28 protein-coding genes and 1 tRNA gene are annotated in these 25,772 nt (G+C 39.7%); 13 read left to right on the top strand and 16 right to left on the bottom strand.

The window, feature by feature from the left end:
• The first annotated feature begins 120 nt into the window (after positions 1 to 120).
• The 4 genes from hflX (at position 121) to G3O08_RS10145 (ending at position 4,354) form a co-directional block, all read left to right on the top strand.
• Positions 121 to 1,317 carry a GTPase HflX gene (hflX, locus tag G3O08_RS10160; protein ID WP_163285255.1) on the top strand — a complete coding sequence of 399 codons (1,197 nt, stop codon included), beginning with the start codon at positions 121 to 123 and terminating at the stop codon, positions 1,315 to 1,317.
• Positions 1,318 to 1,329: 12 nt separating this feature from the next.
• Positions 1,330 to 1,674: a 30S ribosome-binding factor RbfA gene (gene rbfA, locus G3O08_RS10155; RefSeq protein ID WP_163285254.1), complete on the top strand. Its 345-nt coding sequence runs from the start codon at positions 1,330 to 1,332 to the stop codon at positions 1,672 to 1,674.
• A gap of 4 nt (positions 1,675 to 1,678) precedes the next feature.
• Positions 1,679 to 2,893, top strand: coding sequence for an ABC transporter permease (locus G3O08_RS10150; RefSeq protein ID WP_163285253.1), 1,215 nt, complete (start codon positions 1,679 to 1,681; stop codon positions 2,891 to 2,893).
• 654 nt (positions 2,894 to 3,547) lie between these two features.
• Complete coding sequence (locus G3O08_RS10145; protein WP_204336842.1) at positions 3,548 to 4,354, top strand: transposase; 807 nt, start codon at positions 3,548 to 3,550, stop codon at positions 4,352 to 4,354.
• A 364-nt stretch (positions 4,355 to 4,718) separates the two neighbouring features.
• Here G3O08_RS10145 and G3O08_RS10140 read toward each other — a convergent pair whose 3' ends face one another.
• Positions 4,719 to 4,973: a hypothetical protein gene (locus tag G3O08_RS10140; protein WP_163285252.1), complete on the bottom strand. Its 255-nt coding sequence runs from the start codon at positions 4,971 to 4,973 to the stop codon at positions 4,719 to 4,721.
• Here G3O08_RS10140 and G3O08_RS10135 point away from each other — a divergent pair.
• The gene (locus tag G3O08_RS10135; RefSeq protein ID WP_163285251.1) at positions 4,972 to 5,625 is read left to right on the top strand and encodes a hypothetical protein; all 654 of its coding nucleotides are present in this window, start codon (positions 4,972 to 4,974) and stop codon (positions 5,623 to 5,625) included. The genes G3O08_RS10140 and G3O08_RS10135 overlap by 2 nt on opposite strands.
• Positions 5,626 to 5,637: 12 nt before the next feature.
• Positions 5,638 to 5,859 (top strand): hypothetical protein, encoded by a 222-nt coding sequence (locus tag G3O08_RS10130; RefSeq protein ID WP_163285250.1) that lies wholly within the window; start codon positions 5,638 to 5,640, stop codon positions 5,857 to 5,859.
• Between the two features lie 379 nt (positions 5,860 to 6,238).
• Here G3O08_RS10130 and dusB read toward each other — a convergent pair whose 3' ends face one another.
• Entirely contained in the window at positions 6,239 to 7,231 is a 993-nt protein-coding gene (dusB, locus tag G3O08_RS10125; RefSeq protein ID WP_163285249.1) for a tRNA dihydrouridine synthase DusB, read from the bottom strand.
• A gap of 87 nt (positions 7,232 to 7,318) precedes the next feature.
• Here dusB and G3O08_RS10120 point away from each other — a divergent pair, with 87 nt between their 5' ends.
• Positions 7,319 to 8,281, top strand: coding sequence for a CPBP family intramembrane glutamic endopeptidase (locus tag G3O08_RS10120; protein WP_163285248.1), 963 nt, complete (start codon positions 7,319 to 7,321; stop codon positions 8,279 to 8,281).
• 248 nt (positions 8,282 to 8,529) lie between these two features.
• Here the strand turns inward: G3O08_RS10120 and G3O08_RS10115 are convergent, their stop codons facing one another.
• The 8 genes from G3O08_RS10115 to G3O08_RS10080 form a co-directional block, all read right to left on the bottom strand.
• Complete coding sequence (locus G3O08_RS10115) at positions 8,530 to 9,213, bottom strand: ExbD/TolR family protein (RefSeq protein WP_163285247.1); 684 nt, start codon at positions 9,211 to 9,213, stop codon at positions 8,530 to 8,532.
• A gap of 186 nt (positions 9,214 to 9,399) precedes the next feature.
• The gene (locus tag G3O08_RS10110) at positions 9,400 to 9,867 is read right to left on the bottom strand and encodes an ExbD/TolR family protein (protein ID WP_163285246.1); all 468 of its coding nucleotides are present in this window, start codon (positions 9,865 to 9,867) and stop codon (positions 9,400 to 9,402) included.
• A 12-nt stretch (positions 9,868 to 9,879) separates the two neighbouring features.
• Positions 9,880 to 10,590 carry an ExbD/TolR family protein gene (locus tag G3O08_RS10105; RefSeq protein ID WP_163285245.1) on the bottom strand — a complete coding sequence of 237 codons (711 nt, stop codon included), beginning with the start codon at positions 10,588 to 10,590 and terminating at the stop codon, positions 9,880 to 9,882.
• A gap of 15 nt (positions 10,591 to 10,605) precedes the next feature.
• Positions 10,606 to 11,022, bottom strand: a complete 417-nt coding sequence (locus G3O08_RS10100) for a hypothetical protein (protein ID WP_163285244.1) — start codon at positions 11,020 to 11,022, stop codon at positions 10,606 to 10,608.
• Between the two features lie 8 nt (positions 11,023 to 11,030).
• Positions 11,031 to 11,843, bottom strand: a complete 813-nt coding sequence (locus tag G3O08_RS10095; RefSeq protein WP_163285243.1) for a MotA/TolQ/ExbB proton channel family protein — start codon at positions 11,841 to 11,843, stop codon at positions 11,031 to 11,033.
• Positions 11,844 to 11,928: 85 nt separating this feature from the next.
• A tRNA-Ser gene (locus G3O08_RS10090) sits at positions 11,929 to 12,018 on the bottom strand.
• A gap of 111 nt (positions 12,019 to 12,129) precedes the next feature.
• The gene (locus tag G3O08_RS10085; RefSeq protein WP_163285242.1) at positions 12,130 to 13,161 is read right to left on the bottom strand and encodes an asparaginase; all 1,032 of its coding nucleotides are present in this window, start codon (positions 13,159 to 13,161) and stop codon (positions 12,130 to 12,132) included.
• A complete protein-coding gene (locus tag G3O08_RS10080; protein WP_239541125.1) occupies positions 13,151 to 13,930 on the bottom strand; it encodes a TatD family hydrolase in 780 nt (259 codons plus the stop codon). The genes G3O08_RS10085 and G3O08_RS10080 overlap by 11 nt, the downstream gene beginning before the upstream one ends.
• A 207-nt stretch (positions 13,931 to 14,137) precedes the next feature.
• On the opposite strand from G3O08_RS10080, the gene G3O08_RS10075 reads away from it, so the two are divergent.
• From G3O08_RS10075 to G3O08_RS10065, 3 genes are all read left to right on the top strand, one after another.
• Positions 14,138 to 15,133, top strand: coding sequence for a glycosyltransferase family 9 protein (locus tag G3O08_RS10075; protein WP_204336841.1), 996 nt, complete (start codon positions 14,138 to 14,140; stop codon positions 15,131 to 15,133).
• 365 nt (positions 15,134 to 15,498) lie between these two features.
• On the top strand, positions 15,499 to 15,918 hold the full coding sequence (locus G3O08_RS10070; RefSeq protein WP_163285241.1) for a DUF6326 family protein: 420 nt from the start codon (positions 15,499 to 15,501) through the stop codon (positions 15,916 to 15,918).
• Between the two features lie 18 nt (positions 15,919 to 15,936).
• Positions 15,937 to 16,629, top strand: coding sequence for a DUF4386 domain-containing protein (locus G3O08_RS10065; protein WP_163285240.1), 693 nt, complete (start codon positions 15,937 to 15,939; stop codon positions 16,627 to 16,629).
• Positions 16,630 to 16,729: 100 nt separating this feature from the next.
• On the opposite strand, the gene G3O08_RS10060 is transcribed toward G3O08_RS10065, so the two are convergent.
• The 5 genes from G3O08_RS10060 to G3O08_RS10040 all read right to left on the bottom strand — a co-directional run bounded on the left by G3O08_RS10060 (position 16,730) and on the right by G3O08_RS10040 (position 21,701).
• The gene (locus tag G3O08_RS10060; protein WP_163285239.1) at positions 16,730 to 17,704 is read right to left on the bottom strand and encodes a T9SS type A sorting domain-containing protein; all 975 of its coding nucleotides are present in this window, start codon (positions 17,702 to 17,704) and stop codon (positions 16,730 to 16,732) included.
• Positions 17,705 to 17,709: 5 nt separating this feature from the next.
• The gene (locus G3O08_RS10055) at positions 17,710 to 18,117 is read right to left on the bottom strand and encodes a hypothetical protein (protein WP_163285238.1); all 408 of its coding nucleotides are present in this window, start codon (positions 18,115 to 18,117) and stop codon (positions 17,710 to 17,712) included.
• Between the two features lie 179 nt (positions 18,118 to 18,296).
• Positions 18,297 to 18,941, bottom strand: coding sequence for a response regulator (locus G3O08_RS10050; protein WP_163285237.1), 645 nt, complete (start codon positions 18,939 to 18,941; stop codon positions 18,297 to 18,299).
• A 7-nt stretch (positions 18,942 to 18,948) separates the two neighbouring features.
• Positions 18,949 to 20,817, bottom strand: a complete 1,869-nt coding sequence (locus G3O08_RS10045; RefSeq protein ID WP_163285236.1) for a tetratricopeptide repeat-containing sensor histidine kinase — start codon at positions 20,815 to 20,817, stop codon at positions 18,949 to 18,951.
• A 239-nt stretch (positions 20,818 to 21,056) separates the two neighbouring features.
• Entirely contained in the window at positions 21,057 to 21,701 is a 645-nt protein-coding gene (locus tag G3O08_RS10040) for a hypothetical protein (RefSeq protein ID WP_163285235.1), read from the bottom strand.
• Positions 21,702 to 21,893: 192 nt separating this feature from the next.
• On the opposite strand from G3O08_RS10040, the gene G3O08_RS10035 reads away from it, so the two are divergent.
• Both G3O08_RS10035 and G3O08_RS10030 read left to right on the top strand, forming a co-directional pair.
• Positions 21,894 to 23,012 carry an ATP-binding protein gene (locus G3O08_RS10035; RefSeq protein ID WP_163285234.1) on the top strand — a complete coding sequence of 373 codons (1,119 nt, stop codon included), beginning with the start codon at positions 21,894 to 21,896 and terminating at the stop codon, positions 23,010 to 23,012.
• A gap of 63 nt (positions 23,013 to 23,075) precedes the next feature.
• Entirely contained in the window at positions 23,076 to 23,627 is a 552-nt protein-coding gene (locus G3O08_RS10030) for a DNA-3-methyladenine glycosylase I (protein ID WP_163285233.1), read from the top strand.
• A 20-nt stretch (positions 23,628 to 23,647) separates the two neighbouring features.
• Here G3O08_RS10030 and G3O08_RS10025 read toward each other — a convergent pair whose 3' ends face one another.
• A complete protein-coding gene (locus tag G3O08_RS10025) occupies positions 23,648 to 24,838 on the bottom strand; it encodes a hypothetical protein (protein ID WP_163285232.1) in 1,191 nt (396 codons plus the stop codon).
• Between the two features lie 172 nt (positions 24,839 to 25,010).
• Between G3O08_RS10025 and G3O08_RS10020 the strand changes: the two genes are divergently transcribed.
• Positions 25,011 to 25,730, top strand: a complete 720-nt coding sequence (locus G3O08_RS10020) for a GIN domain-containing protein (RefSeq protein WP_163285231.1) — start codon at positions 25,011 to 25,013, stop codon at positions 25,728 to 25,730.
• The last annotated feature ends 42 nt before the right edge of the window (positions 25,731 to 25,772 follow it).

The following is a 25,772-nucleotide window of genomic DNA, read 5'->3' as shown; positions in this document are numbered from 1 at the left end:
TTCCGTAGTGTTTCGCGTTCGCGAAATTTGCGTCTTGGATAGATCTTTTTGATTCTATTGCATTGGTATTTATGTACATTAATATCAACTGCTTATCTTTACAGTAAATTAAAATATTGAATGGCAGAAAATATTGAAACTTCCACCATACAGGAAAGGGCAGTTCTTATAGGGTTAATTACACGCGATGAAACTGTAGACCAGGTAGATGATTATCTTGACGAGTTGGCATTTCTTGCTGAAACCGCCGGAATTGCTTCAGTAAAATCGTTTACCCAAAAAATGGATTTGCCTGATGGCAAAACCTTTATCGGAAAAGGTAAAGCCGAAGAGATTCTCAATTATGTAAAGGATAATGAAATAGACGTACTTATTTTTGATGACGATCTGTCGCCTTCGCAAATGCGAAATCTGGAGAAACTTTTTGATCGAAAAATTTACGACAGGAGCTTATTAATTCTCGACATATTTTTACTGCGCGCACGTTCGGCTCAGGCCAGAACGCAGGTGGAGCTGGCTCGCTCGCAATATTTGCTTCCGCGGCTTACACGTATGTGGACTCACCTTGAGCGCCAGCGCGGTGGAACGGGAACACGTGGTGGAGCGGGTGAAAAAGAGATTGAAACTGACCGTAGGATGATCCGCAATAAAATCAGCAAGCTAAAAGAAAAGCTAAAGCAGATTGACAAGCAAATGCATACCCAGCGATCTAATCGTGGTGCCATGGTGCGGGTAGCCCTGGTGGGATATACCAATGCAGGAAAATCGACCATTATGAATCTGCTCAGCAAATCGGAAGTATTTGCCGAGGACAGGCTGTTTGCAACCCTCGACACAACAGTGCGTAAAGTAGTTTTTGGAAATCTCCCATTCTTATTGAGCGATACTGTTGGCTTTATCAGAAAGCTGCCGCCGCAACTCGTAGAGTCTTTTAAAAGCACCCTTGATGAGGTGCGGGAGGCAGACATCCTTATGCATATTGTGGATATTTCTCATCCCAATTTTGAAGATCATTACGAAACCGTAAATGCGACACTCGCCGAAATAGATTCTAAAGATAAACCTACCATTGTGGTTTTTAATAAGGTAGATGCTTACAAGCCAGAGCCTGTAGATCCGCAGGATATTGATCCTGACGTATTCACAGATCCTTTGGAACAGCTAAAGCGCACGTGGATGTCGCGAATAGACGCTGCCGATGTGGTGTTTATATCTGCCACCAAAAAAATGAATATCGAAGAACTGCGGGATAATATTTACACCCATGTGAAAGAGATTCACGAGGTGCGGTATCCCTACAATAATTTTCTCTATTAAAATTTTAGCCCTATGTCTTCTATCCGACAAGAAAAAGTCGCCAAACTTATTCAACAAGAATTAGCCCTAATTTTTCAGCAGAATGCCAAGGTTCACTTTGGTGGAGCCTTTATTACCGTTACGGTTGTTCGTATGAGCCCAGATTTGGGAGCGGCACGCGCTTATCTCAGCTATTTTGCCAATAGTGGGAGCGATAAAAAGGAATTTATTGAAATGATTCGCTCTAAAACTTCTAAAATCCGCGGCTTGTTGGGCAATGTCGTTGGGAAGCAATTGCGCATCGTTCCAGAGCTATATTTCTATCTCGACGACAGCCTCGACTACGCCGAGGAAATTGACAATTTACTTAAAGAATAACCGGTTGAACGTTAGTTACTTCATTGCCAGAAGGTATCTTCTTTCGAAAAATACCCTTTCAATTATCTCCATAATGAGCATGATTTGCATGCTTGTAGTGGCACTGGTTACCATGGCAATGGTTGTAATTCTATCTGCTTTTAATGGAATAGATACTTTGATAGATGAGCGGTACAGCTATTTTGATGCCGATATCTCCATTCTCCCACTTACAGATAAAGTAATAAAAGCCGATAGTATTAACTGTGCTTCAATTGAATCAATCGTCGGTGTAAAATCCTGTTCGCGGGTAATTGAAGAAAGGGTCTTTGCCCAATACGACGGCAAGCAGCGCATTGTAAAGTTAAAAGGAGTGGAGCCCGGATTTTTGATAGAAGCTGGTATGGACTCTATGGTGATAGATGGTGTAGCAAGTCTCGAAATTGAAAATACAGCTGCTGCGCTTATTGGCGTCGGCGTGAAGTATGACTTGAATCTCCGAATGTTTGAGCAGATTTTTAATCCTCTACAACTTTCAGCTGTGATTCGCGGTATGAACCTGCGCCAAAATATGGAGAGTGCGCTCAACCGCCGGAGTATTCCTGTTGCCGGAATTTTCTCAATTAATATTGATTTTGATTCAGATTATGTAATCGTTCCCTTCAATTATGCCAGCGATCTTTTAAGATACAACAATGAATACTCGACATTAGAGTTACGGCTATTGCCAAATGCCAATGCTGATAAGGTGCAGGACGAATTACAGGCTCTGCTTGGTGCAAATTACAGAGTGGAAACCCGGCAGCAGAAAAATGGTCTGGTTTACAAGACAAACCGTACTGAAAAATGGGCTACTTTTCTGATAATGGGCTTTATCATGCTCATCGCCACATTTAATATTATCGCAGCACTCACCTTGCTCATTAATGAAAAACGAAATGATATCGGCATCCTTTCGGGGATGGGTGCCTCAACTGGATTAATCAAGCAGATATTTTTTATAGAAGGGGCTTTAATAAACCTTGTAGGAGCATCCTTTGGCATCGGCCTCGGGTTTTTGTTCGTTTATCTACAGCGAAATTATGGCCTTATAAGGCTTGAAGGAGGGCTTGTGGAATATTATCCGGTTGAGATTAATTCTCCCGATCTACTTGCCATTTTTGCGCTTGTGCTTGTTTGCGGATTGATCTCTTCTCTTGTTCCTGTTCAAGTTTTTACGCGACGGTATTCGAATGTTTAGTTTGAATAATAGCCACTAATGCACGAATATTTTTTCGGGCTAAGCTCGGCGACCATTCATATTCCATCGCCAAACCTTTGGCCTGGAGATGTTTTTTTCGTTTTCTCGTCACATTGTAATTAAGCTCAGTTTCTTCACTACGAAAACAGACTCATGTAAGCTTTGCAGGGTATCGACCCTGCGAGAACGAATTACATCTTTAGATAAATAAGTCACAAAAAGTGTAAATAATTGATATGTAATTATTTAAAATAACTTTCGTTTGAAAGTTTAGCCGCAGGGTTGATACCCTGCGGAGCGTGGGCATTTTTTTCCGGTTTCTCGTCACATTGTCATTAAGCTCGGTTTCTTCACTACGAAAACAGACTTATGTAAGCTTTGCAGGGTATCGACCCTGCGAGAACGTGTTGCATCTATAGATAAGTCACAAACGTGTAATTATCTGATTTAAATGTTACCTGCAATATGAAAAATGTAAAACCATTAGACGAAGTGGATTCTCCTGTGTTGTTTTCAGAACATGAAGATGTCTTTCTGTTTAATAATGCGAATCAAGGGTTGGATATGAGCAATTCCGTGTTGATATAAACACTTGAAAATCAGTTAAATAGATGGTAAAAAATTAGTTAAACACCCTGAAAATCAATACCTTGTATGATTATAACCACATATTCACAAGGCATGATCCCCAAGGCAAAATGTTTGAAACTGATAGAAATTTACTTTTATGTCTGCGCAAGGTATGACGAAGAACTCAAATACCAATGCGAGAGGTTCAGCAACAACAAGTACTCTAAGCTCACCGACCAAGAGATCATGACTATTTACATGTTCACAGCTTTGGAAGAACAACGGACAAAGCTCAAGCACAGGTTCGCCCACGACTACCTGCGCGACTGGTTTCCTGATCTCGGTTCGTACGCCGCTTTCAACAACAGGATCAACAGCCTCAGCGGCGCCTTTAGGCGGCTGGGCGAAACGCTGATCACCGAGTTCAGGCCTTCAGACTGTTCCACACGGCAAAGCCTGCTGGACTCCATGCCCATCGTCGTCTGCTCGGGCAAGCGTGGCAGCCGCGTCGCTGCGGGGCTGGTGGACAAAAGCTACTGCTCTACCAAACGGATGTGGTACCACGGCCTGAAGCTCCACGCCCTTGGCTTCAGGAGGGAAGGCAAGATGCCCTTCCCGGAACAGGTGCTCTTGACCCCCGCATCCGAGAACGACCTGAACGTGTTCAAGCAGGCATGGGCGGGCATTGAAGGCAGGTGTTTCTTCGGGGACAAAATATACACGGACAAACCTTTTTTCTCGTCGCTCGAAAACGACAGGGACTCCACGATGCGGACACCGGTAAGGTATAAAAGGGCAGACCGAGTGGGAAAGGATGTTTGGCAAGGCCGCGGACGACCTGTACTCCCGAGCCGTCTCGGAGGTTCGTCAGCCCATAGAGTCGTTTTTTAATTGGCTTATCGAAAAAACCGACATCCAAAGGGCCAGCAAAGTAAGGTCAACCAAAGGCCTGCTTGTTCAAGTGTTCGGAAAGTTGGCGGCAGTTTTTATTTCGCTTATTTTCAACCCTTGATTCGCATTAATAAGACATAAGTAAAGAAGTTTGGAGAACATCGATGCATGACAATCCAACTTTTGGTCTATTGGGTTTAATTAATGATTGGGCTGTTTTGATGGAGAATATCTAACAATATGAATTAACGACGAACTCAAGAAAATTATAAATTCAGATTTAAAATAGATTCACGATTTAAGGCATTCTGGAGATGGTGATATTGAAATCTTCATAGATCCATGCTACAGTGACATCTTTTATTTAAAATCCAAAATTTTTGTCTACCGCCACCACGCTGTCTCCGCTTAGGACAATCGATGTCAAAAAATCACCAATGATACGATAGCGGGTTATTCTATTGCTACTATCAATATACACTTGATTTTTGTTTTCAATGATTTTTCCAACAGTATGGATTTTTGCGGTTTTCGAATCAGTAATGATCGCATATTTTGTTAAATATCCTATTTTGTTGATTTCTGCCAGCTTACTTTCCAAACATCCTACGCAACCCATGCTTGAAATAACAATAACCGTATCAATATCAGCGCTTATTCTCAAGCTGTCTCGGAAGAACCGACCTAAGGGAACGATCCCCTCCTTCTTTATAAAATCTTTTGGGCTCGTGACTTTCTACATGCATTATGGCGACAAGATAAAACGTTGGAAAGGTTTTAGGCTGCTTGCTGTTGATGGGTCTACGGTGAGACTTATGAATGTTGGAGACGTGGGGAAAGAGTTTGGACTGCAAGGCAACGATAAGGCACAGATTCCCATGGCCAGAGTCATGCAAATACATGATGTGCTCAATGATATTGCTGTGTGGGGAGATATTTTTCCAATCATAAAATCGGAAAAAGCTATCCTGGCTGAACGCGTAGAGCAAATTTATAAAGACAGTCTGACACTTTTTGACCGGGGTTACCCAAGCTTTGGCTTGATGTATCTCTTTATAAATCAAGAGGGACCCCGCAACTTTGTAATGCGCTGTACTGTAGGATTCAATAGTGAAGTAAAACAATTTGTGAAAAGCAAAGCGAAAAGCCAAACAGCTGAAATAGCCGCAACAGCAAGAGCAATACGCATGCTAAGAGAAAAGGGTTTGGTCGTTACTTCCCAGACAAGAATCAAAGTGAGAATGGTCAAGGTTATACTTACCACAGGATAGACCGAGGTGCTTTTGACTAGTCTCTATGATGAAAGTATCTATCACAAAGAATTTGGACAGCTGTACTTACTTCGCTGGGGAATCGAAATTTCTTTTGGTATGCAGAAAAGCCAACAGCAAATGGAGCAATTTAGTGGGCACAGAGCACTCTGTATTCGCCAAGACTACTATGCAGGGCTTTTTACACTAAACCTGCAAACCCTCATTGAAAACCAATGTCAGAGTTATCTTTAAAATAATTTTTGTTTAAAAGTTTAGCCGCAGGGTTGATACCCTGCGGAGCGCGGGCGTCTCGTCAAATTGTCATTAAATTCAGTCTCTCCACTACGAAAACAGACTCATGTAAGAATCGCGTAGCGGGGTTTGTGTGTGCCATCGCTCGTGTCTCGCGAGGGGCCGCTTCATCCGGCGTCCCGCCGGGCTTCTTTGGCTGCGAAAAGTTTTAATATCAATTTTTCAGGGTTTTGCTCATTAAACTATTTTCTGTCAAGTTGAGCCTAGCCCCGATTGCTTCGGGATTAATAACAAGACGACAGAGAAGGCCACCCTCGCGAGACGCGAGCGTGTGCGTGCGGCTATGTTTTGCCCGCAACTGGACAAATATCTAAGTCAATTAGCTAAAAACATGCTCTGAATAAGTCTCGCGTATTTCTTCAAGAAGCTGAATAATCGTTTCGGGATCTTCCTCGGTTACCAATCTTATACGATGTTCTTTAAAGCCATGCATTCCGCGGAAGTAGTTGGCGTAGTGGCGGCGCATTTCTACGACACCAAGGTGTTGGCCTTTCCATTCGAGTCCCATTTTTAAATGTTGTAGCGCTGCATCTACACGCTCAGTTAGCTGCGGAGGAGGCAAGGTCTCACCGGTGGCTAAAAAGTGTTTTATCTCTCTGAATATCCATGGGTAGCCAATGCTGGCTCTACCAACCATTACACCATCCACACCGTATTTGGTTTTATATTCCAATGCTTTTTGTGGTGTGGTAATATCGCCATTGCCAAAAACTGGAATGTTGATACGCGGATTTTCTTTCACTTCGCGAATCAATGTCCAATCTGCTTCGCCCTTATACATTTGTGCACGGGTGCGCCCATGAATTGAGATAGCTTGAATACCAACATCTTGCAATCTTTCGGCGACTTCTACAATGTACTTTGTATCGTCGTTCCAGCCCAACCGGGTTTTTACAGTTACAGGCAGCTTGGTGGCTTTGACCACAGCTTCAGTAAGACGCACCATCTTGGGAATATCCTGCAGTATTCCGGCACCTGCGCCCTTGCAGGCCACCTTCTTTACCGGGCAGCCGAAATTAATATCAAGTATATCAGGATTTGTAGCTTCTACTATTTCAGCCGATTGAATCATTGGCTCCAGATCGCTGCCAAAGATTTGGATCCCAATCGGTCGTTCGTATTCGTATATGTCCAGCTTCTGCATGCTCTTGGCAGCATCGCGAATAAGCCCTTCAGACGAGATAAACTCGGTGTACATCAGGTCGGCACCATGCTGTTTGCATAGCGCTCTGAAGGGTGGGTCGCTTACATCTTCCATCGGCGCGAGCAACAACGGAAAATCACCAAGATCAATATTACCTATCTTTGCCATTTTTATTTTCGAAAGTTTTTTACTGAGTGTTCATTGAGCTCAGTCGAAATGCTTTTCGAAGTGTGCAAATTTACAAAATCGAAATTCATGGCTCAAAGGCCTTTTGCGAAAGCTGACCCTTTTCTGCAAGTTATTATTCTCTTTCTCCTTAGTTTTATGGGGATTGCCGTGTTTTTATTTATGGCAAATGGTCTTGTAAATGCGGTTTGGGGCATAAGTTTTTTTTCTGATCCTGCGGCAATTCAAGATTATGCTAATCCGCAGATAGTGCAGGTTAACAGAGTGTTGCTCATGTTTCAACACCTTGGAATGTTTGTGGTTCCGTCTATTGTTTTTGCGGCCTTGGTTTCTACCAATTGGCGGAATTATTTGGGCTTCATACCCGTAAAACCACTTTTTGCGATAGGAGCTATTATTGTTATGGTATCGTCATTACCTGCAATAAATGCGCTATCCTGGCTCAATATGCAATTGCAATTTCCCGATTTTATGTCGGGTGTCGAAGATGTTTTTGGCGGAATGGAAGAGGGCGCCGCCGAGCTCACCAAAGCAATTACTCAAACCGATAACCCTTGGATTTTCATATTCAACATCGTTGTGGTTGCCATGCTCCCGGCCATTGGCGAAGAGATGATTTTTCGCGGAGCGCTGATGCCGATTTTAATCAAATGGACGGGAAAAAAGCACACCGGAGTTTGGATCTCTGCCGCTCTTTTTAGTGCTATGCACATGCAATTTTATGGTTTCTTGCCGCGCATGATGCTCGGTGCTCTACTGGGGTATCTTTTTCTTTGGAGTCGATCGCTTTGGACTCCGATTATTGCGCACTTCACCAATAATGCCCTTGCAGTTTTTCTTTTGTACATGATGAGCAAGGGAGAGATTAGTGAGGATATTGATACATTTACGCCAAGCGGGTCAGATTTAATTTTGCTCATGCTGTCGGTCGTTTTGGTAACTGGAATATTATATGGTTTAAACCGTATTAAGAGTAATGAGCCATTACCGGCTTTGATCCCTGATGATGAGGAAAGGCTTCCGCCTGAATAGTTTCTAGATTTTTTAAATAAAGTTGACAGTGTGGACTGTTCATTCGAGTACTCTGTGGTCGTGCAAACGACTACCGCTGGTCGTACGTTTGGTTAAATTCAGACCCCAAAGGTTTACTTGCTACGCTGCGTGAGAACGCTCCGCTTAGTTCAAAAACCTTTCGGATCTCTCAAATCTAGAGAGCTTCGGTTGAAGAAGACCCATCGCTGCCGATTTTACTTTCTTCTCTGTAATAAAAATCAAGTTTTCTATGGCTCCAAAGCAACCGGTTCCGCTTCAGATATTCGTCTGGGAAAGGCCATTCGAATAGCACGAATCTTTAATCGATCTTCCGGATTGTTTTCATCCAATTCGCCGTAAGGCATCCCAAAATGTTTCTCTGAACATTCATTTCTCAATGCATTGAGACCGGCATTTAATTCATTTTGAACGAGGATATAGGTTGCGTAAGACGTACTTCTATCGTTTTGCAATGAGATTACTGCATTTTTCGGAAGTTCCTTGAAAGGCCCGATTAGTTCTGTTGACTCCAGTCTAGTTTTCCATGCATTCCAGCTTTTTGAAGAGTTGAGATGTGCATTCGAAGTTTTACCAAGATTTTCTTTACACAGCGCGGGGGTTATTAGTTTTAATCTTGGAAGGTCGCTGCGCTCGTCCGGGTTGGTGTAAAAATTTCGGACCTCTGACTTAATATCGGCGAAATTTTTTCTTTCTCCTTCTATCATCAGCTCGTCGGCACCATTTATCAAAATTTCGAGCACATTTTGGTCGCCGCGAGGCGAAGGGTTTGCCTCTGGATTAATTGGAGGTAAAACGGTTTTAATGCCCAAGTCCTGATCTAAAGTAGTGGTAACAAGGAAAAAGACTAGTAGTAAAAACGCGATATCAGCCATTGAGCCGGCGTTTATGGAAGGTATTGCTCTGTGATACACGGCTCGTGAGTTTTAGTGGGGTTATCACATTTATAACGCAAGAATCGCTCCGGTATGTTAAAATTTGCCTATCAGTTTACCATCGGCGGGATATGGAGGTTAAAGCGGAAAAAGCAGACGCTTATCGGCATAAAAAAGCCGCCTGACTCGATGAATCAGGCGGCTTATTTGTTTTATTCAGTAAGGTTAATTGTCTATTGCAGACCCTTTATTAACCGAGTAATTAATTTTTAGTGCATTTGCTTCACGCAATTCTTGCTTTATATCTGTAACAATTCCCATTCTGGTGTCTTTATCAACCTTAAGCGAAGTTGTAATTGCCGGCTTCTCTGCTTCGTCGCGGCGCTCTCTGTTGTCTTCAATCCATTGGCGAATATCCGATAAATCGGCAAATGAATCATCGAGTTGAATCAAAGGCTCGGTGCCGAGTATCTTATTTACAGGTGGACCAACATTGATATAATCTACAAGAGACTTCTTCTCCAGTTTTTCAGTTTCCGTAGCATTCGGCTTCGATATCTTCACCTTAGGATCGTCTTCGCGCATTACAGTTACAACCATAAAGAAAAACAGAAGCATAAAGATAATATCAGGCAACGATGCCGTAGAGATCTCCGGGTTCTTTTTCTTTCCTTTTCTACCAAATTTGCTCATAGTAATTCTATTTTAGTTGGTACCCAAATCTTTTGGTTCAGCTTCTGATATACGTTGTGGATACACAGCTCGAATTGCCTTAATTTTAGGCTTATCATTGTCATCAGATGTATTTAAAGCGCTGTAAGGCACTCCAAATTTCTCTTCAGACAGCGTGTTTCTCAATTCATTCACTCCGGCACTCAGTTCGTTTTGTACGCTGATGTACATATCATAAGAAGTACCACGGTCGTTTTGAAGAGAGATAAGAGCTGATGAAGGCAACTCGCTGTAATCACCTATTAGTTCAATGGCAATGAGCTTATCTTCCCAGGTTTCAATCTTATCTTTTATCTCCTTGTTTTCAGGATCTTCAGAAAGGGCCTGTCTCAATTTGTTGAGATTGTCTTGCACCACAGTCCTAGAAACACGGGTAAGTTGTGGAAGGTCAGGGCTTTGACTCGGGTTGGTGTAGAACTCAATTGCACCGGCTTTCAAATCGCGAATGTCCATTCGTTGCCCTTCTACAAGCAATTGGTCATTACTGTTTACGAGTACTTCATAAACATTTCGCTGTTTTACCTCCGGTGGTTTTTCCATATCATCAGGTACCGGCGGCGGCAGCTGTCTTAATATACCTATGTCCTGGTCCATTGTAGTGGTTACCAGAAAGAATATAAGCAGCAAGAATGCAATATCGGCCATAGAGCCGGCATTGATTTCCTGTAATCCTCTTCTTGCCATGATTTAACTCCTTTTTTATTTAAAAATTCGCGTTATTTCACCTACAATTGCGGCGCCTGCGGCTACTACCACAAGCACATACATTATTAAAAGGCCGGCTCCGCTAAGTTTAGATTCTGATTCTGTAATTCCCGGGTCATAAGATTGCAGCACAGTATCTGATGCCAGCGTATAACATACAATTGCGAGAATCACAAAAACCACAATACCTATCAGCATTGGAATATTGCGCTTGATATTCGTAAGAAAATGGAATAATCCGAATAGAATAGCCACCGCAGCAGCTACACCCATTACGACCATAGACAAGGTGATAGCCGGACCTACTACACTTTCATTTCCTCTCATAATCATGATTCCCATAATTAGACCGATTATACCTATTATAAAGGCACCAATCGTTAAGGCGCTATCTAGTGTTTTATTTTCCATACCGGATCTTAGTTTTTAAGGGTTCTGTGACGCAATAACATATCAATCAAAGAGATTGATGCATCTTCCATATCGTTTACAATACCATCTACTTTAGAAACGATATAATTATAAAAGACCTGAAGAATAATTGCTACAACAAGACCAGAAACCGTTGTAATCAAGGCTACTTTAATACCACCGGCAACAACCCCTGGAGAGATATTATTCTCTACTTCAATCGCGTTGAAGGCATCAATCATACCAATTACCGTACCCATGAACCCAAGCATAGGGGCCAGTGCGATAAAAAGTGAAATCCAGGAAAGTCCTTTTTCCAAAAGACCCATTTGAACACCACCATAAGATACAACTGATTTTTCAACCATATCGATACCTTCGTCATAGCGCTCTAATCCTTGATAGAAAATAGATGCAATAGGGCCGCGTGTATTGCGACATACATCTTTTGCAGCTTCTATACCACCAGTGGCAAGGGCGTCTTCTACATTCTTTAATAACTTTGTTTTGTTGGTAGTCGCCATATTTAGGTATATAATACGCTCAATACAGAGTGCAAGACCCAATATCAAACATATTAATACGAATGACATGAAGAAGGGACCACCATCGATAAATGTGTCTTTAATTTGCTGATGAAAGCTTTCAGAAGTTTCTACGGCTGCGCTTTCGTCAGTCGGGGCATCACCTTCAGTCTGCGGCGCGTTGTAGGCGAGTAGCTCAAGAGAAGGTGTGTCAGCGGCATCAAATGCGTAACCATTCGAAGTTATCCCCAGGCTAAGAACAGAACAAAGGGCTAGTACGGACAGTATTTTTTTCATGGTTTAGAAGTTGGTTTTACTGAATTTTTAAGTCGGATTTGTTTTTATTTAGGATTCAAAGTTAAACTAATATTTGAAAGTTGCATGGCGGAGATGAGGGGATTCGAACCCTTGATCCCCTCACGGGGAAACACGCTTTCCAGGCGTGCGCCTTAAACCACTCGGCCACATCTCCAATACCCCGAAATCGTTATTCCCGTAGGGCAACAAGCCGCCAAAGTACAAAAAAATGTAATAGTCAAAAAAATTTTTTCTAACCAAATCGTTATTCGGTTCAGATGGGTTCTTAAACGGTAAGCTCTCCGCGTATATTTTTAGTGAATTCCTGTGCGAAATCTGCCCCTGATAAACCCTTGCCTATCAGGTGCATACCTTTGGTTAAAGCGGCTTCAATTTGCATGTCGCCGCCGCTTATAACACCCATTTTTTCTAATTGAGAACTGGTTTCGTAGCGACCTTGCGATACACCTCCACCCTGACATTGTGAAACGTTTACGATCATTAAACCATTTATTATTGCTTGCTGTAGCGAGCGAATAAACCAGGGATAAGTCATTGCGTTTCCACTTCCGAAAGTTCTTATTACAAGCAATTCATTGCGCGGAATGTTCATGGCAGCTTCAATAATATGTTCAGAAATTCCTGGAAATAACGACAAAACTGCAACATGATTGTTCATACGCGTATCAATCGAAAATTCACCATCACCTTCAATTTTGTGAATACTCTCTCGGTTGTACTTTATGTGTACGCCTGCCTCTGCCAATGGCGGATAATTTGGCGAGCGGAAAGCTTCAAAATGCTCAGCATTGTATTTATAAGTGCGGTTACCGCGGTAAAGTTGATATTCAAAATAGATGCACACCTCCGGCACCATTGGTTTTCCGTCGCGATAGTCTGATGCAATTTCTATGGAAGTAATAAAATTCTCTTTACCATCAGTACGCACCATTCCTATTGGCAATTGCGAACCGGTGAGAATAACCGGCTTTGCCAAATTTTGAAACATAAAGCTAAGCGCCGATGCGGTATAGGCCATGGTATCACTTCCGTGAAGGATCACAAAGCCATCATAATCGTGGTAATTGTCGCGCACCATTTCGGCCAGCTGTGTCCAATGTTCCAAGCCCATATTGCTTGAGTCAATAGGTTTTTCAAAAGATATGGTGCTCACTTTCGCAGAGATCTGGCTTATTTCGGGGATTTGCAATTGCAACTGGTCAAAATTAAAAGGCGCCAATATTCCTGTGTGGGCATCCTTTATCATACCAATCGTTCCGCCGGTATATATTACAAGTACGTTACGTTCAGATTCCATTCAGCTTAAATAATTTCTTGGCATTGGCAGTGGTGATTTCTGCTAGTTCTTCAACGCTTACTTCAAATATCTCTGCCAGCTTTTGAGCCACCAGTTTTGTATAGGCAGTTTGGTTGCGCTTTCCGCGAAAGGGGTGAGGTGATAGATAGGGCGCATCGGTTTCCAGCACCAGCCTGCGTTGGTCAACTCTGGATATGACTTTGTCGAGGCCACTGTTTTTAAACGTCAGAACTCCGCCCAGTCCGAGATAAAAATTATCGTAGCTCAAGGCTTTTTCCGCTTCGGCTTCATTTCCTGTAAAGCAATGAAACACTCCCGAAAGGTCATTATCGTATTCGGTGTCAAGCACATCAAATATTTCCTGAAAAGAGTCTCTCGCGTGAATAACTATCGGTAGCGATTTTTCTTTGGCCCAGCGTATTTGAGTTTTAAACGAGTCAACCTGATGGTCAAAATATGTTTTGTCCCAATATAGGTCAATTCCTGTTTCGCCCACAGCGTGATATCTTCCGGTATCAAGCTCCGTTTTTATTGTGGCGAGCTGTTGCTTATAATCTTCTTTTACCGAGCAGGGGTGAAGGCCCATCATGCCAATGGTTTGATCGGGATACGCCCGCATCAAATTCTGAACCCGTTCAATACTTTCCACGTCAATATTTGGAAGTGCAGTGAGGTATACCCCATCTTCAAGCGCTTGCGCCATGCACTCATCCAGATCAGAATCAAATTCTTTCGCATACATGTGCGAGTGTGTGTCAAATATTTTCAAAATGAAGAGTTGTTTTTTTAACCGCAAAGACGCAGAGGTTCTACGCAAAGCTCGCAGAGGGTCAAAAGTGCCTTAGCGGTTAATTTTTATAATCCCGTCACAAATGACGCAATTCGCATCGATTCTAAGAAATCTACTTCATTTTTATCTTTCCTCCTTTATCATTCACTTTCGTAAATTCGCCGCAGCTTTAATAGTTAAAAAGATTTGACAAAAGTCCTCATCATACGATTCAGCTCAATTGGCGATATGGTTCTCACCACCCCTGTGGTGCGCAACCTCAAAAACCAAATGTACGAAGGGGTAGAAATTCACTACCTCACCAAGAATAAATTTCGCAGCATTGTAGATTCCAATCCGCATATTTCGAAGGTATATGGTATTGATAAGAGTACAAATGAAGTAATTGAAGAGCTAAAAGCAGAACAATACCATTATATAATAGATCTACAACGCAATTTGCGATCGGCCAGGGTAAAGCGTGCGCTTAAAGAGCTCTCGTTTACTTTCGAAAAATACAATTGGGAAAAGTGGCTTCTTGTGAATTTTGGAATTAACAAAATGCCGAAAGTGCATATTGTTGATCGGTACATGGCAACGATTACCCGTTTTGATATTCAAAACGACAACGAGGGTCTCGATTTTTTTATCCCGGAAGGGAAGGAATTGACCGCAGATCGTGTTCCGGAATCGCACCAAAACGGTTTTATTGCTCTGGGAATAGGTGCCGCGCATTGGCGCAAAAAACCGAGAAAGGAGCAGTACATTACTCTTTGTAAACAATTACATTATCCCATTGCACTGGTTGGCGGGCCTGCCGAAAAAGAGCTTGGTGAAGAAATTGCCTTCACTTCAGAAACTCATGTATGGAATACTGCCGGTATGCTTTCGCTAAACGAGTCGGCCAGCCTGGTAAAGCAGTGCAAGCTTATCATTACGCCAGATACGGGCATAATGCACATTGCAGCGGCCTTCAAAAAGCCGATTATTTCTCTTTGGGGAGCGACTGTTCCTGATTTTGGAATGTATCCCTATCAAAACGATGCGCTTAATGAAATGATTCAGGCTGATCATCTGAATAAAAGACCTTGCTCAAAGTTGGGTACGAAGTGTAAGTATAAGGAATGTAGGTGTATTGATGAGTTGCCGCTTGAGAAGGTTGTGGTTGTAGCTGAAAGGGAAATGGAAGATAAATCACCATAGTAAAATTCAATGACTAGGGGCTGCTAGTAGGTTGTTATATAATTAGTGTCTGTCAATAATGTCCGCTATCTGCGTTGCACTTGTTCTAAAAACAGTCATCCCGCCCCAGCGGGACTCCTTGATTTAACTACGCGCGCCTTGCTATCGAGCATTTTGATCCAGCCACTCGACTCTATTGACAGGCACTAAGTAGTTGCTAATTCTCGCACCGTCATACGAGAATCTGTATTTTTGATTTCCCTCATAAGCGTGCGAGAATTTAAAGTCGGCAAATTGCGACGTAAAACCAAGCCAATCAATAAGAAATAAAATTCAACCTGTAACAAATCAAAAACTTGATCGTCTAATAAGATAATAGCCATCTTATGGATTCAAAAACAACCAAGCTTAAAGACTTTCAAATAAACATAAAATTAAAGCTCGCAGCCTTATGGACTGCCGCCACATTCTGCTATTTGTATGGTGATTATTTTGAACTCTACACTCCAGATAAAGTGAATAGCTTAACAAGTGGAGACAATGTATTGAATAGTCCATCGGCTCTATTAATTGCTTCTTTGGTTATGGCTATTCCTCCATTAATGATTGTCTTTTCGCTCCTTTTAAAGCCAAGAATAAACAAGTGGTTAAATATTCTGACTGGCCTAGTATTCACCTTAATGATGGTGCTCATCGCTGTGTTAAGCCTCACTCCTTGGTACAGTTTTTATGTCTTTTTAGCTATTTTGGAATCCGTACTGACTTCAATAATTGTTTGGAGCGCTGTTAATTGGCCAAGAGAATAATGTATTAGATTTTTAACTATGACACCAAGAAATAAAACAGCTCGTGTAGCCGGTTTGCTTTACCTGATTATGATAATAGGTGGGCTAATTAGCCTTGCCTATATTCCATCGCAGTTAATAGTTTGGGAAAGTGCATCAGAAACACTTGAGAACATCAGGAATTCCGAATCTTTGTTTCGATTTGGAATTGCTGCTGGCATTATCACTTTTCTTATTTTCACACTATTACCCTTGGCTTTGTACAAACTCTTACACGAAGTAAGTAAATTTTACGCTAGCCTTATGGTGATTTTCACATTGGTAAGTGTGCCACTATTTTTTGTAAATATCCTGAATAAATTTACCGTTTTAACCCTAATTAATAAGGCTGACTACTTGCAGAAAATGGGAGAGACCGAACTTCAAACACAAGTGATGTTTTACCTTGATAGTTATAGGAATGGACTAGAAATTTCGCAAATATTTTGGGGACTTTGGCTATTCCCTTTTGGGTATTTGGTTTATAATTCTGGTTTCCTTCCTAAAATTCTAGGGATATTTTTAATGGCCGGATGCTTTGGTTATTTGATAACTTTCTTTGGTGGTTTCTTATATCCAGATTTCTATAAAAGTATTTTATCTGATATTGTTGGATTTCCAGCTCCTATTGGAGAAATCGGAATCTGTTTGTGGCTTTTAATAATGGGGACGAATAAGTTGAAAATCAAATGATAAACTGGAGTAAAATAAAAGATCGTGAATACTATTCACAACCTTTTATTTGATAAAAAATTCCATACGATAAATGAAAGTAATACAAATAGGAAGGAAGTTAATAGACTATGATTTTTCGTTGATATTTATCTCCTGTCGAATTTGAAATTGTAGCGAAATAAATACCAGATCTAAAAGTGCTAGTCTCTAAAATCGTAATTCCATTTGATAACTTTTCACCGTGTACAACTTTGCCTAGAACATCGATGATCGTTAAATGAAAAACATCATTGGTTTCAACTTCAATATGTAATGCCGCTCCTTTATTTATTGGGTTCGGATATACTTTGACCTCAAGCGTTAGTTCTTCTTCTAATACAGCTGTAGGTGATCCGCAAAAAGTATTTTGACAAGTAGTAACAGTTGATGCGATAGCTCCCAAGTTAAAGTCGCATGGAATACCACCGCTACCCGCTGGCGTTTGATCACAAATATCGAGACTGCCATTAATATTTCCATTGTTTAAGAAGCAATCTTCAATGCAAATTGCCCCTGTTCCCGTTATGTTTTCATTATGAATCCACGATTCAGTAGAGATAAGCCCGTTGTTTTCTATAGATGAACTTGCTGTAATCAACTCTATGCAATCAATCGTACCCATGGAGCTATTTACAAAAGCTTCTGTGATAAAAATCGAGTCTGTGGAAATCACATCGAAGTTGGAATTCAAATCATTGGTGGTAATAAATGTTTCTGCCTCAATATAACCGTAGTTAGAAAAATCTGCTCCATCTCCTACCACAAGTCTATCTGCTTCAATTCCTCCATCTACCCGTAAATCTCCGTGCAAAGCAAAGGTTTCGTAGGCTATTAAAAATCCGTCTTCTTGAATCCAAAGTGTAGTTTCAATATCTAAATTTTCTGAGACACTTACCTCATGATTAATTATAATTGAGTCAGATTGAGAAGCCGGTACTCCAACAGGAGACCACGTTTGAGGGTTAGACCAACCTCCATCTGCGACAGATGTTTTAATTTGTGCCATGCTAATTACAGGAATTAGACATGCAATTATTAGTATAGTATTCTTCATAATTTCTATTGTTTAATTCCTGAAAATGTTTCGTCATTCAAGCCTTCAAAAGACAATTGATACGGGGTGGTAGATATATCTATTTCTACTACCGATGATTCTCCATCAATGGTTACCACCTGATTTTGAAGATATTCAACGTTTACCTCAAAGGTGGTTATGGGAGTACTCCCTACGCCGCTAACTCTTAGTCTATTAGTAGAAATGCTCTCTAGCTTTACATTACCATTTAAAAATGGGCTATCGTCTGCATCCGTTCCCACACCTGTGTACTGTCCTTCAATATTAACTGTTGGTTTTGGCTTTGGATCTCCATTATCGTCATCCTTTTTACATGCTGTAAATGCACAAATTGATATCGAAAGGAATAAAAGGCCGAAGCCATTTGCTATTCTTGTTTTACTTGTTTTCATATTCTTTCTTTTATAGATTTATTGTAATTTTTCCCTTGCGAGCTTGTCGCTTTTTACTGTTTATTTTTTCTTATTCATTGAGAATATTTAAGGCAAAACTACAGCCACCATGTTGGTGTACAACCATATAAATTGATAGTTCTATAAACTATACAATTGTGTAGTATGAAAGAATTGGGTTATAGTAGATCTAGCTCGGCAGCCTTTCTCACGAGGCCTGCAACACTTTTAACTTCAAGTAAAAGCATCAATTTGCGCTTGTGATAAACGACCGTATTGGGACTAATAAATAGCTTTTCGGCTATCTCCGATTGCGTAAACTCATCTGCAATCATTACGAGTATTTGCTTTTCTCGAGCAGTTAGGCTTTCTCTAACCTCATTAATTGTAATCTGTTTCCTATTTGGAATAATATTATCCAAAAGCGCTTTTTGAATTTGTGGACCAAAAAACTGCTCACCGGTGGCAATTTTATCAATAGCATGAAGTAGTTCATCTTTCGATGAATTCTTAAACAAATAGCTATCTGCCCCTCCTTCAATTAATTTAGTAATCGCCTTGCCACTATCATCCATGGTGAGTAAAATGACTTTGATATGCGGGTACTCTTTCTTAGTATGAAGTAACAATTCCTCTCCATTCATAAGTGGCATAGAGATATCGCTTATCAGAATGTCCACCTCAGTTTCCTTCAATAAGTTCATTGCCTCAATTCCATTTTTAGCAGCCCCAACAATTTGAATATTTGAGTCTTGAGCGAGAATTTCTATTAATCCATCTAAAAACATTTGATGATCGTCAACAAGCAAAATCCTTTTCTTCATATCTCAATTATTGAAATGGAAACCTTATAGAAACTGTTGTTCCACGATTAATTACAGAATCTACAGTAAGCTCTCCCTTAATTTTCTCAACCCTACTTTTAATATTCTTCCAACCTATCCCATCTGATTGTATATTTTCAGGATCAAATCCAATGCCATTATCCTCCACCATTAATATTACATCTTTCTCGTCTAAAATTAGGCCTAATAATAAAGAGGTAGCTTGCGCATGCTTAATTGTATTGTTAGATAGTTCTTGAATAATTCTATAGCAATGATGCTTTAATTCTTCCGATAATTGATTTAGCTCTTCTTTGGGTAGGAAATCAAGATTCATTTCCAGTCCCGTGCTCATCTTTATATCTCCTATCAAATTAGTTAAAAGGCTGAAAAAATCTATATTCGAAATGTAAAATGAATTTAGGCTATGTGAGACATTCCGAACTTCCTGACAGGCGTTGTCTAAATCATTTAAGACTACTTTCAGCTCTTGATTTTCGTTCTCATTTAGTTGATTGCTCAGTCTCATTTTAATGCTTGCCAAGGTGCCACCTAGCCCATCATGCAATTCGCGAGAGAGTCTATTGCGCTCTTCTTTCTGGGCGTTTAGCTCGGCATCTTGCTTGGTTATGGCAATTTGCTTTTCTGCTAATTCACGAAGCACCTCTCTCCTTTTTTTCTGAACTCTGATATTCCATACAAAGGCTAAGACGAGAATTAAGGCAGCAAATATCAAAAGAAATGTAACCAAACGCTGTTGCTCTATTTTTTGCTCGTAAACTATTGATTCTAATTTTCTTTGTCTCTTTTCAAATAACACCTCCTGTTCTTTCTTCTCTGTTTCATATTTGGCCGTCATTTCTGCAATGGCAGTTGCATTTTGGTTATTTATAGATGATTCTAGTTCAATAACAAACTGGGCGTAATATTTATAGGCTTCTTTGTAATCACCTTCTTTACTATACAAGCGCGCTAAGGCTCTGTTAAACCTTTTTATTAAATCATGATCTTCATTCAATTCTGCGAATTCGAGACCCTCTAAATAATACTTCGCAGCAATTTCTGAGTTGCCTCGCAAAAACTCATTTCTAGCTATTTGAGCTAATAGAAGTATTTTAAAGTAATCATTTTTCAGTCCCGAATTTAATATCTGAGCCTGTTCTAAAATAGCAATCGCCTCTTCATATTGCTCATTGTATCCATAAGCTGTGCTTAGGTTTACATAAGTTTCTATCAATCGCACAGAGTCGGTGGCTTGAATTAATTCAATGGCTTTTTTGTAATAAGCTATAGATGGTTCATAGTTCTCCTTTCTGCGTTCTGAGACACCAAGCGACGTGTATAGAATTACCTTCAGGTTATCATTTCCGCTTTTTCCAGCAATTATTTTAGCTTGCTCTAAATATTCGTCAGATTTATCTTCATTAGATAAATCCGAAAAACAACGCGCAATTTTTAATAATCCACGAAATTTGAGGCTGTCTGTATCTTTTCTAAAATCAACTAAACGAATGGACTTGAGATAAGCATCAAGGGCTTTTTTAAGATTGCTTGAGCGCGATTGATTTTCTCCAATAAACATTAAATCCTCAGCCATCTTAACCGTGTCTGCTTCCTCAGAACTGATTTCAAAAGCTTTCTCTAAAAATGGCTGAGCTGAGGCATATAATCCTTTTTCAAAATAAACTTTGGCGCTATCTAAAAGCTGGGTGCGATTTATTTGTCCCACAGCTGTTTGAACACCTAAAAGAAATATTAATACTAAGAGATATCTCATAAAAAAATAACGTAAAGCTACGGTAGTCTTTTGATGAATGCCTAAAAGTAAACATCCAAAGTAGATAACACCAAAAAAAATCTGAGATAAAATAACCAAAATTTATCTGTCTTTTAGCCAAATTAGTGGTTTTGTTGATATCAATCAATTTTTGATCGGTGCGGCAATTGGCGGTCTATGAAAAAGCGAAATTATATTGATAATCTATACATTAAAAAATAAAACTTCAAGAGTAGATGATTTTGCTATTCTTATTAAATGCAGCAATCAGCCAATGAATCGTGGATTTTTTAAAATTCTTGCAACTCAATCTTTGTTTCTGGTTCTCTGCTCTTTCTTCAACCAAAGGACTTAAAATTTTTCCACACCTTCAAATCTGTAAACTTAGGTTGATTTACTTTTTCTGAATCTAACGTCTTTGCAAATAAGCTGATTTCTTTTTCGCCATTCAGGTTTCCATAATCAGACAAGTCCAAATTAATAATTCCAATATCTCCGAAAAAACCTGAACCACTATAAAATCGCATTGTAATTTTGCTTTTGCCTGGATACCTCGTGTTCGTTTGGTCATAAAACGCAACTGACATTGCTAGAGTTTCTCCCCAAGTCATTTTCTCCATAAAACCGAGTTCTTTGGCTTCAACCAATTCGTTCTTATTCCAGATTTCGATACGTGAAATCAAGTTGTTTGTAACCCCAATTAATATTCGGTCAAGCTTAGGGTTGTCATGTATTCGAATTTCTTGTCCGTAGAATTCTTTTTCTAAAGCATTGGAGTTTCGCTGATTGAAATTCACAGATGATTTAAAATTCCCAATTTTTGAATTTTCGGTTGCTAAGTTAGTTATAGAAAGATGATCAAAATCGGTTAGATCATTTTTCAAATAGTCAGGACTTGGGTCCTTAATAATGAATGCCGTAATTGCAATTAGAATAAGAAGCGCTGATAAAATTTTAAGTAAGACTCTGGCTATTTTTTTCATTTGGCTGGTTTGATATTATCAAACTCTTAATTGTCGGTTTTATTTCCTTTAATGATTGCTACTGTATAGAAGGAATATCTAAAGAGTGCAGGTTTCAACTTATCATATCTGGATAAAAAGCAATTATCAGTGAACGTATTCACCAAAAATAGCTATATTTGGTGAATACGTTCACCAAAAAGATAGTTTTCAATGTATAATCGCGCACTTTTTGACACAATATCTGCTAAGCTAGGAAAGGGAAAAGCAATCATTTTACTTGGGTCGCGCCAGGTTGGTAAAACCACTCTGATAAATCAAATACTTGATGGAAGGCCACATTTATTTCTCGATGCAGATGATCCTTCAACGCGTCTTGCTCTAACTGAACCAACCACTGCGCAGCTCAGGGCAATACTAGGAAGTAATGATACCGTGTTTATTGACGAAGCACAACGCATTCCAAAAATTGGTATTACGTTAAAGCTGATAACAGATCAATTCAAAAATGTTCAGCTTTTGGTTAGCGGTTCATCTTCATTCGATTTGACCAATGAAATTCAAGAACCATTAACTGGACGATCCTGGCCTTATGAACTCTACCCTATTTCATGGACAGAGTATGAAAACAAGGTTGGATATATTCAAGCCGAGCAAGATTTGGTAAACAGAATGCAATTTGGATTTTATCCGGATGTGCTAAACTCAACTGGCGATGAAATAGAAGTTTTGCAGAATCTGGTAAACAGTTATTTGTACAAGGATATTCTAGCTTTTGGGAACATCAGAAAACCAGCAATACTCGAAAAGCTGGTACGCGCTCTGGCGTTTCAGATTGGGAATGAAGTAAGTTATAATGAGCTAGCTCAACTTGTTGGCGTGGATAAAAACACAATCTCAAATTATATCAATCTTCTCGAAAAAGCCTTTGTAGTGTTTCGCTTAGGTAGTTATAGCGGGAACTTGAGAAATGAAATTAAGCGAACTCAAAAAATCTACTTTTACGATACGGGCGTTCGCAATATGGTAATAGGCAATTTTCAACCTTTAGAATTGCGGACAGACGTTGGTGCTTTGTGGGAGAATTTTTTGATGGCTGAGCGTTTGAAATATCATGCTTATTCAAAAAATGATTATACCAAAATGTACTTTTGGCGCACCGTATCTCAACAAGAAATAGACTTGGTAGAAGAAAAAGACGGCACTTTAACTGCTTTTGAATTTAAATGGAAAGCAAAGAAAACGGTCAAAACGCCCACTGCTTTTAAGAATGCTTATGATGTCGATATAAAAATTATTGACCGCAGTAATTTTAGGGAACTATTGGATTGACTTCCAAGAAATTTTTATTTCTCAAAAAAGACACATACTAATCAAATCATCAACTTTGCTCCGATGGATATTCCAAAATCATATTGCCAAGCCATAAGAAATGGTGAGCTATCGCAAGTGCATATCGACTACCACGATAGAGCTTACGGTTTCCCGATAGAAGATGACAACGAACTTTTTGGTCGCCTGATTCTTGAAATTAATCAAGCTGGACTTTCGTGGGACACCATTCTTAAAAAGCGAGATAATTTCCGGAAGGCGTACGCTGATTTTGATATTGATAAAATAGCTGCATTTGATGAAAGCGATCGCGAAAGGCTTTTAGCCGATGCCGGCATAATTCGCAATAAGCTGAAAGTAAACGCTGCGATTCACAACGCTCAAAAAATTGTGGAGTTGCAAAAAGAGCACGGGTCGTTCAAAGCTTGGCTTGATAAAAACCATCCGCTAAAGCGGGAGGAATGGGTAAAGCTTTTCAAGAAAACATTCAAATTTACGGGTGGCGAAATTACAAATGAGTTTTTGATGAGTACCGGGTTTTTATCTGGTACACATGATAGTAATTGCCCTGTTTTTATGGAAATTGAAGGATTGAAGCCTAAGTGGATGGATTGAAAATAACAGCTACAGGATAATTACATTCCAATAGGAATATTTTTTCCTTTAATGCAAAGCTGTCTATAAATAGGCTCTCCCATGGCTCTGCCGTATTCGAAACTCAATTTTGTATTATCTGACGAAAAGTCGAGATAACTGAACCCATAAATCATACTTTCAAGGTAAGTGAGACCGGTATTATAAAGTTGTGACTGACCCTGAATAGAACTTGCATCCACTAAATTATAAAAAACTGAAATTCTAGTTTCAGTCGATTCACCCTTGTAACCATAGATGTCAACTTTATTTGAAGGGAATTCAGGTATCACATATTTGGCACTATCAAAATACAGAATTTCTTCTCCAAAGTTAAAAACCACAGCCATTTGACCGTCTTCCAACTCTGGAAAACTCATGTAGTCGACAGTCTGAAAATGCAGTTCAAGGTCAACTTCTTCTTTAGTTTTAATCCAACCTGACACTGTACTTTCAGATTCATTCAATTCAGTAATATTTACTTTTGAATTCGCCGTACCAGAAGATAAGGTAGAAGGTGACAAACCTGAAGAACTTTCTCCATAGTCAATGGAATGGATATATTCATCTTTGAACCTGAAATGGGAAAAAAACATCTTATCTGTTATCATTATTTTCGACGTACTTATGTCAGCTTCTTCACCTTGATAGATTACATAATTACCATCAGAACCATTATGAAAAAGTGGGATATTAGTAAACTCTCCACTTTCAATAGAACCATTGGGTATATTTATGCTTTCATTTATTCCCCAGACTTCAAAAGTCCCAGATATTAAAGTGTAATTTGAAAACTGATGGTATTGTGTAATATGAAGACTTATATCAGAAGAATACATCGCAGTGGTATCACCATTTTCAATTACTTTTAGATATTTATCTACGAAAAAAGGATTGGCATAAAGACCAGTGTCAATAACTTGGGGCAGAAAGAAAAGCAATTCATAAGAATCATTTGAGCCTATAAACGAAAGACCACCTTGAGATGTGAGTCTACCAGTTACATCACTCATCATAAAACTATCTATCACAGTTTGATTGCAGCATTTGTACACTCCACTTATCATACCACCTTCAGGAATAACAGTAGCCGGTGCTTCACCTGTTGGTTCTGGCACATCTTTTTTACAGGATAAAAAGGTTAAGGCAGCTAAAAGAAATAAAAATGAGAATTTCAAAACACTATTTTTCATGATACTGGCTGTTTCTTGCTGCTAAAATACGAAAATCCATAAACTCATGGTTGAAAGGGTAACTATTCCGTTTCATTATTGTTTTCGCACAGTATATTGGTAAATTTGCAACATTAAAAGACTAAGACTAAAAAAGCCTTTTTTAAGATAAAACAACCTTAGACATAAAACAATGAAAAACTTAATTTCTCTTATTAGTTTAGTGACCTTCATAATTATCGCAGCAGCATCTTGCTCAAGCCCAGAGCCAGATTCTATCACTTCACGCACGTATGACATTTCAGATTTTAAGAGTTTAAATTTGGAAGTGATTGGAGATATTGTCTATGAACAAACCGATAGTTTTTATCTGAATGCTGCCGGTAGCTCAACCTTAATTGATGCGCTAAACGTATCGAATAATAATGGTAAACTTTCTATTGTGTTGAATGATAAGGACAAGTTTTCGAAGAGCAAAAAAGAACTGGTCATAAAGGTAGGTTCACCAAGTTTAGAGTCGATAAACCTTGAGAGCATTGGCAAGCTGCACTTGAAGAATTCTGTGCAAGGCAATAAATTAGAAATTACCAATAAAGGTATTGGAGAAATAAAAATAGATGATTGCCATGTGAATACGTTTATGCTTACATCCAAATCTGTGGGTTCGATAGAAGTTAAAGGTAGTGCCAATGACATAAATATTAACATGGAAGGTGTTGGGAAGATCGATTGCTCAGAATTCAAAGCTAAAAATGCAGAAGTTGTAAGCAAAGGAACGGGCTCGGTGTCTGTTTTTGCTCAAGAGCGTATCGACATTACGCTTGAAGGTGTTGGGAGTGTAAAATATTATGGTAATCCGGCAGATGTAAAAACCGATATTTCGGGAATAGGGAAAGTTGAAAGAATGGATTAGTTGTTGACTAACTTTTGAGTGACTAAAATTCGACCTAGTTGG

It is taken from the genome of Cryomorpha ignava (genome assembly GCF_010686655.1).
Taxonomy (GTDB): domain Bacteria; phylum Bacteroidota; class Bacteroidia; order Flavobacteriales_D; family Cryomorphaceae; genus Cryomorpha; species Cryomorpha ignava.
Note: the sequence above shows the minus strand (reverse complement) of the source record. Positions and strands in the feature narration are given on the sequence as shown.

Bases quoted from the DNA above. Each gene is read 5' to 3' on its own strand.
- G3O08_RS10140 (WP_163285252.1), bottom strand. From the start codon at position 4,973: ATGGGTTGCGTAGGATGTTTGGAAAGTAAGCTGGCAGAAATCAACAAA.
- G3O08_RS10040 (WP_163285235.1), bottom strand. From the start codon at position 21,701: ATGAAAAAAATAGCCAGAGTCTTACTTAAAATTTTATCAGCGCTTCTT.
- G3O08_RS10025 (WP_163285232.1), bottom strand. From the start codon at position 24,838: ATGAAAAATAGTGTTTTGAAATTCTCATTTTTATTTCTTTTAGCTGCC.
- G3O08_RS10060 (WP_163285239.1), bottom strand. From the start codon at position 17,704: ATGAAGAATACTATACTAATAATTGCATGTCTAATTCCTGTAATTAGC.
- G3O08_RS10070 (WP_163285241.1), top strand. From the start codon at position 15,499: ATGGATTCAAAAACAACCAAGCTTAAAGACTTTCAAATAAACATAAAA.
- rbfA (WP_163285254.1), top strand. From the start codon at position 1,330: ATGTCTTCTATCCGACAAGAAAAAGTCGCCAAACTTATTCAACAAGAA.
- G3O08_RS10120 (WP_163285248.1), top strand. From the start codon at position 7,319: ATGGCTCAAAGGCCTTTTGCGAAAGCTGACCCTTTTCTGCAAGTTATT.
- G3O08_RS10145 (WP_204336842.1), top strand. From the start codon at position 3,548: ATGATTATAACCACATATTCACAAGGCATGATCCCCAAGGCAAAATGT.
- G3O08_RS10110 (WP_163285246.1), bottom strand. From the start codon at position 9,867: ATGAGCAAATTTGGTAGAAAAGGAAAGAAAAAGAACCCGGAGATCTCT.
- G3O08_RS10105 (WP_163285245.1), bottom strand. From the start codon at position 10,590: ATGGCAAGAAGAGGATTACAGGAAATCAATGCCGGCTCTATGGCCGAT.
- G3O08_RS10020 (WP_163285231.1), top strand. From the start codon at position 25,011: ATGAAAAACTTAATTTCTCTTATTAGTTTAGTGACCTTCATAATTATC.
- G3O08_RS10085 (WP_163285242.1), bottom strand. From the start codon at position 13,161: ATGGAATCTGAACGTAACGTACTTGTAATATATACCGGCGGAACGATT.
- G3O08_RS10050 (WP_163285237.1), bottom strand. From the start codon at position 18,941: ATGAAGAAAAGGATTTTGCTTGTTGACGATCATCAAATGTTTTTAGAT.
- dusB (WP_163285249.1), bottom strand. From the start codon at position 7,231: ATGGCAAAGATAGGTAATATTGATCTTGGTGATTTTCCGTTGTTGCTC.
- G3O08_RS10035 (WP_163285234.1), top strand. From the start codon at position 21,894: ATGTATAATCGCGCACTTTTTGACACAATATCTGCTAAGCTAGGAAAG.
- G3O08_RS10065 (WP_163285240.1), top strand. From the start codon at position 15,937: ATGACACCAAGAAATAAAACAGCTCGTGTAGCCGGTTTGCTTTACCTG.
- G3O08_RS10055 (WP_163285238.1), bottom strand. From the start codon at position 18,117: ATGAAAACAAGTAAAACAAGAATAGCAAATGGCTTCGGCCTTTTATTC.
- G3O08_RS10030 (WP_163285233.1), top strand. From the start codon at position 23,076: ATGGATATTCCAAAATCATATTGCCAAGCCATAAGAAATGGTGAGCTA.
- G3O08_RS10095 (WP_163285243.1), bottom strand. From the start codon at position 11,843: ATGAAAAAAATACTGTCCGTACTAGCCCTTTGTTCTGTTCTTAGCCTG.
- G3O08_RS10135 (WP_163285251.1), top strand. From the start codon at position 4,972: ATGCTTGAAATAACAATAACCGTATCAATATCAGCGCTTATTCTCAAG.
- G3O08_RS10100 (WP_163285244.1), bottom strand. From the start codon at position 11,022: ATGGAAAATAAAACACTAGATAGCGCCTTAACGATTGGTGCCTTTATA.
- hflX (WP_163285255.1), top strand. From the start codon at position 121: ATGGCAGAAAATATTGAAACTTCCACCATACAGGAAAGGGCAGTTCTT.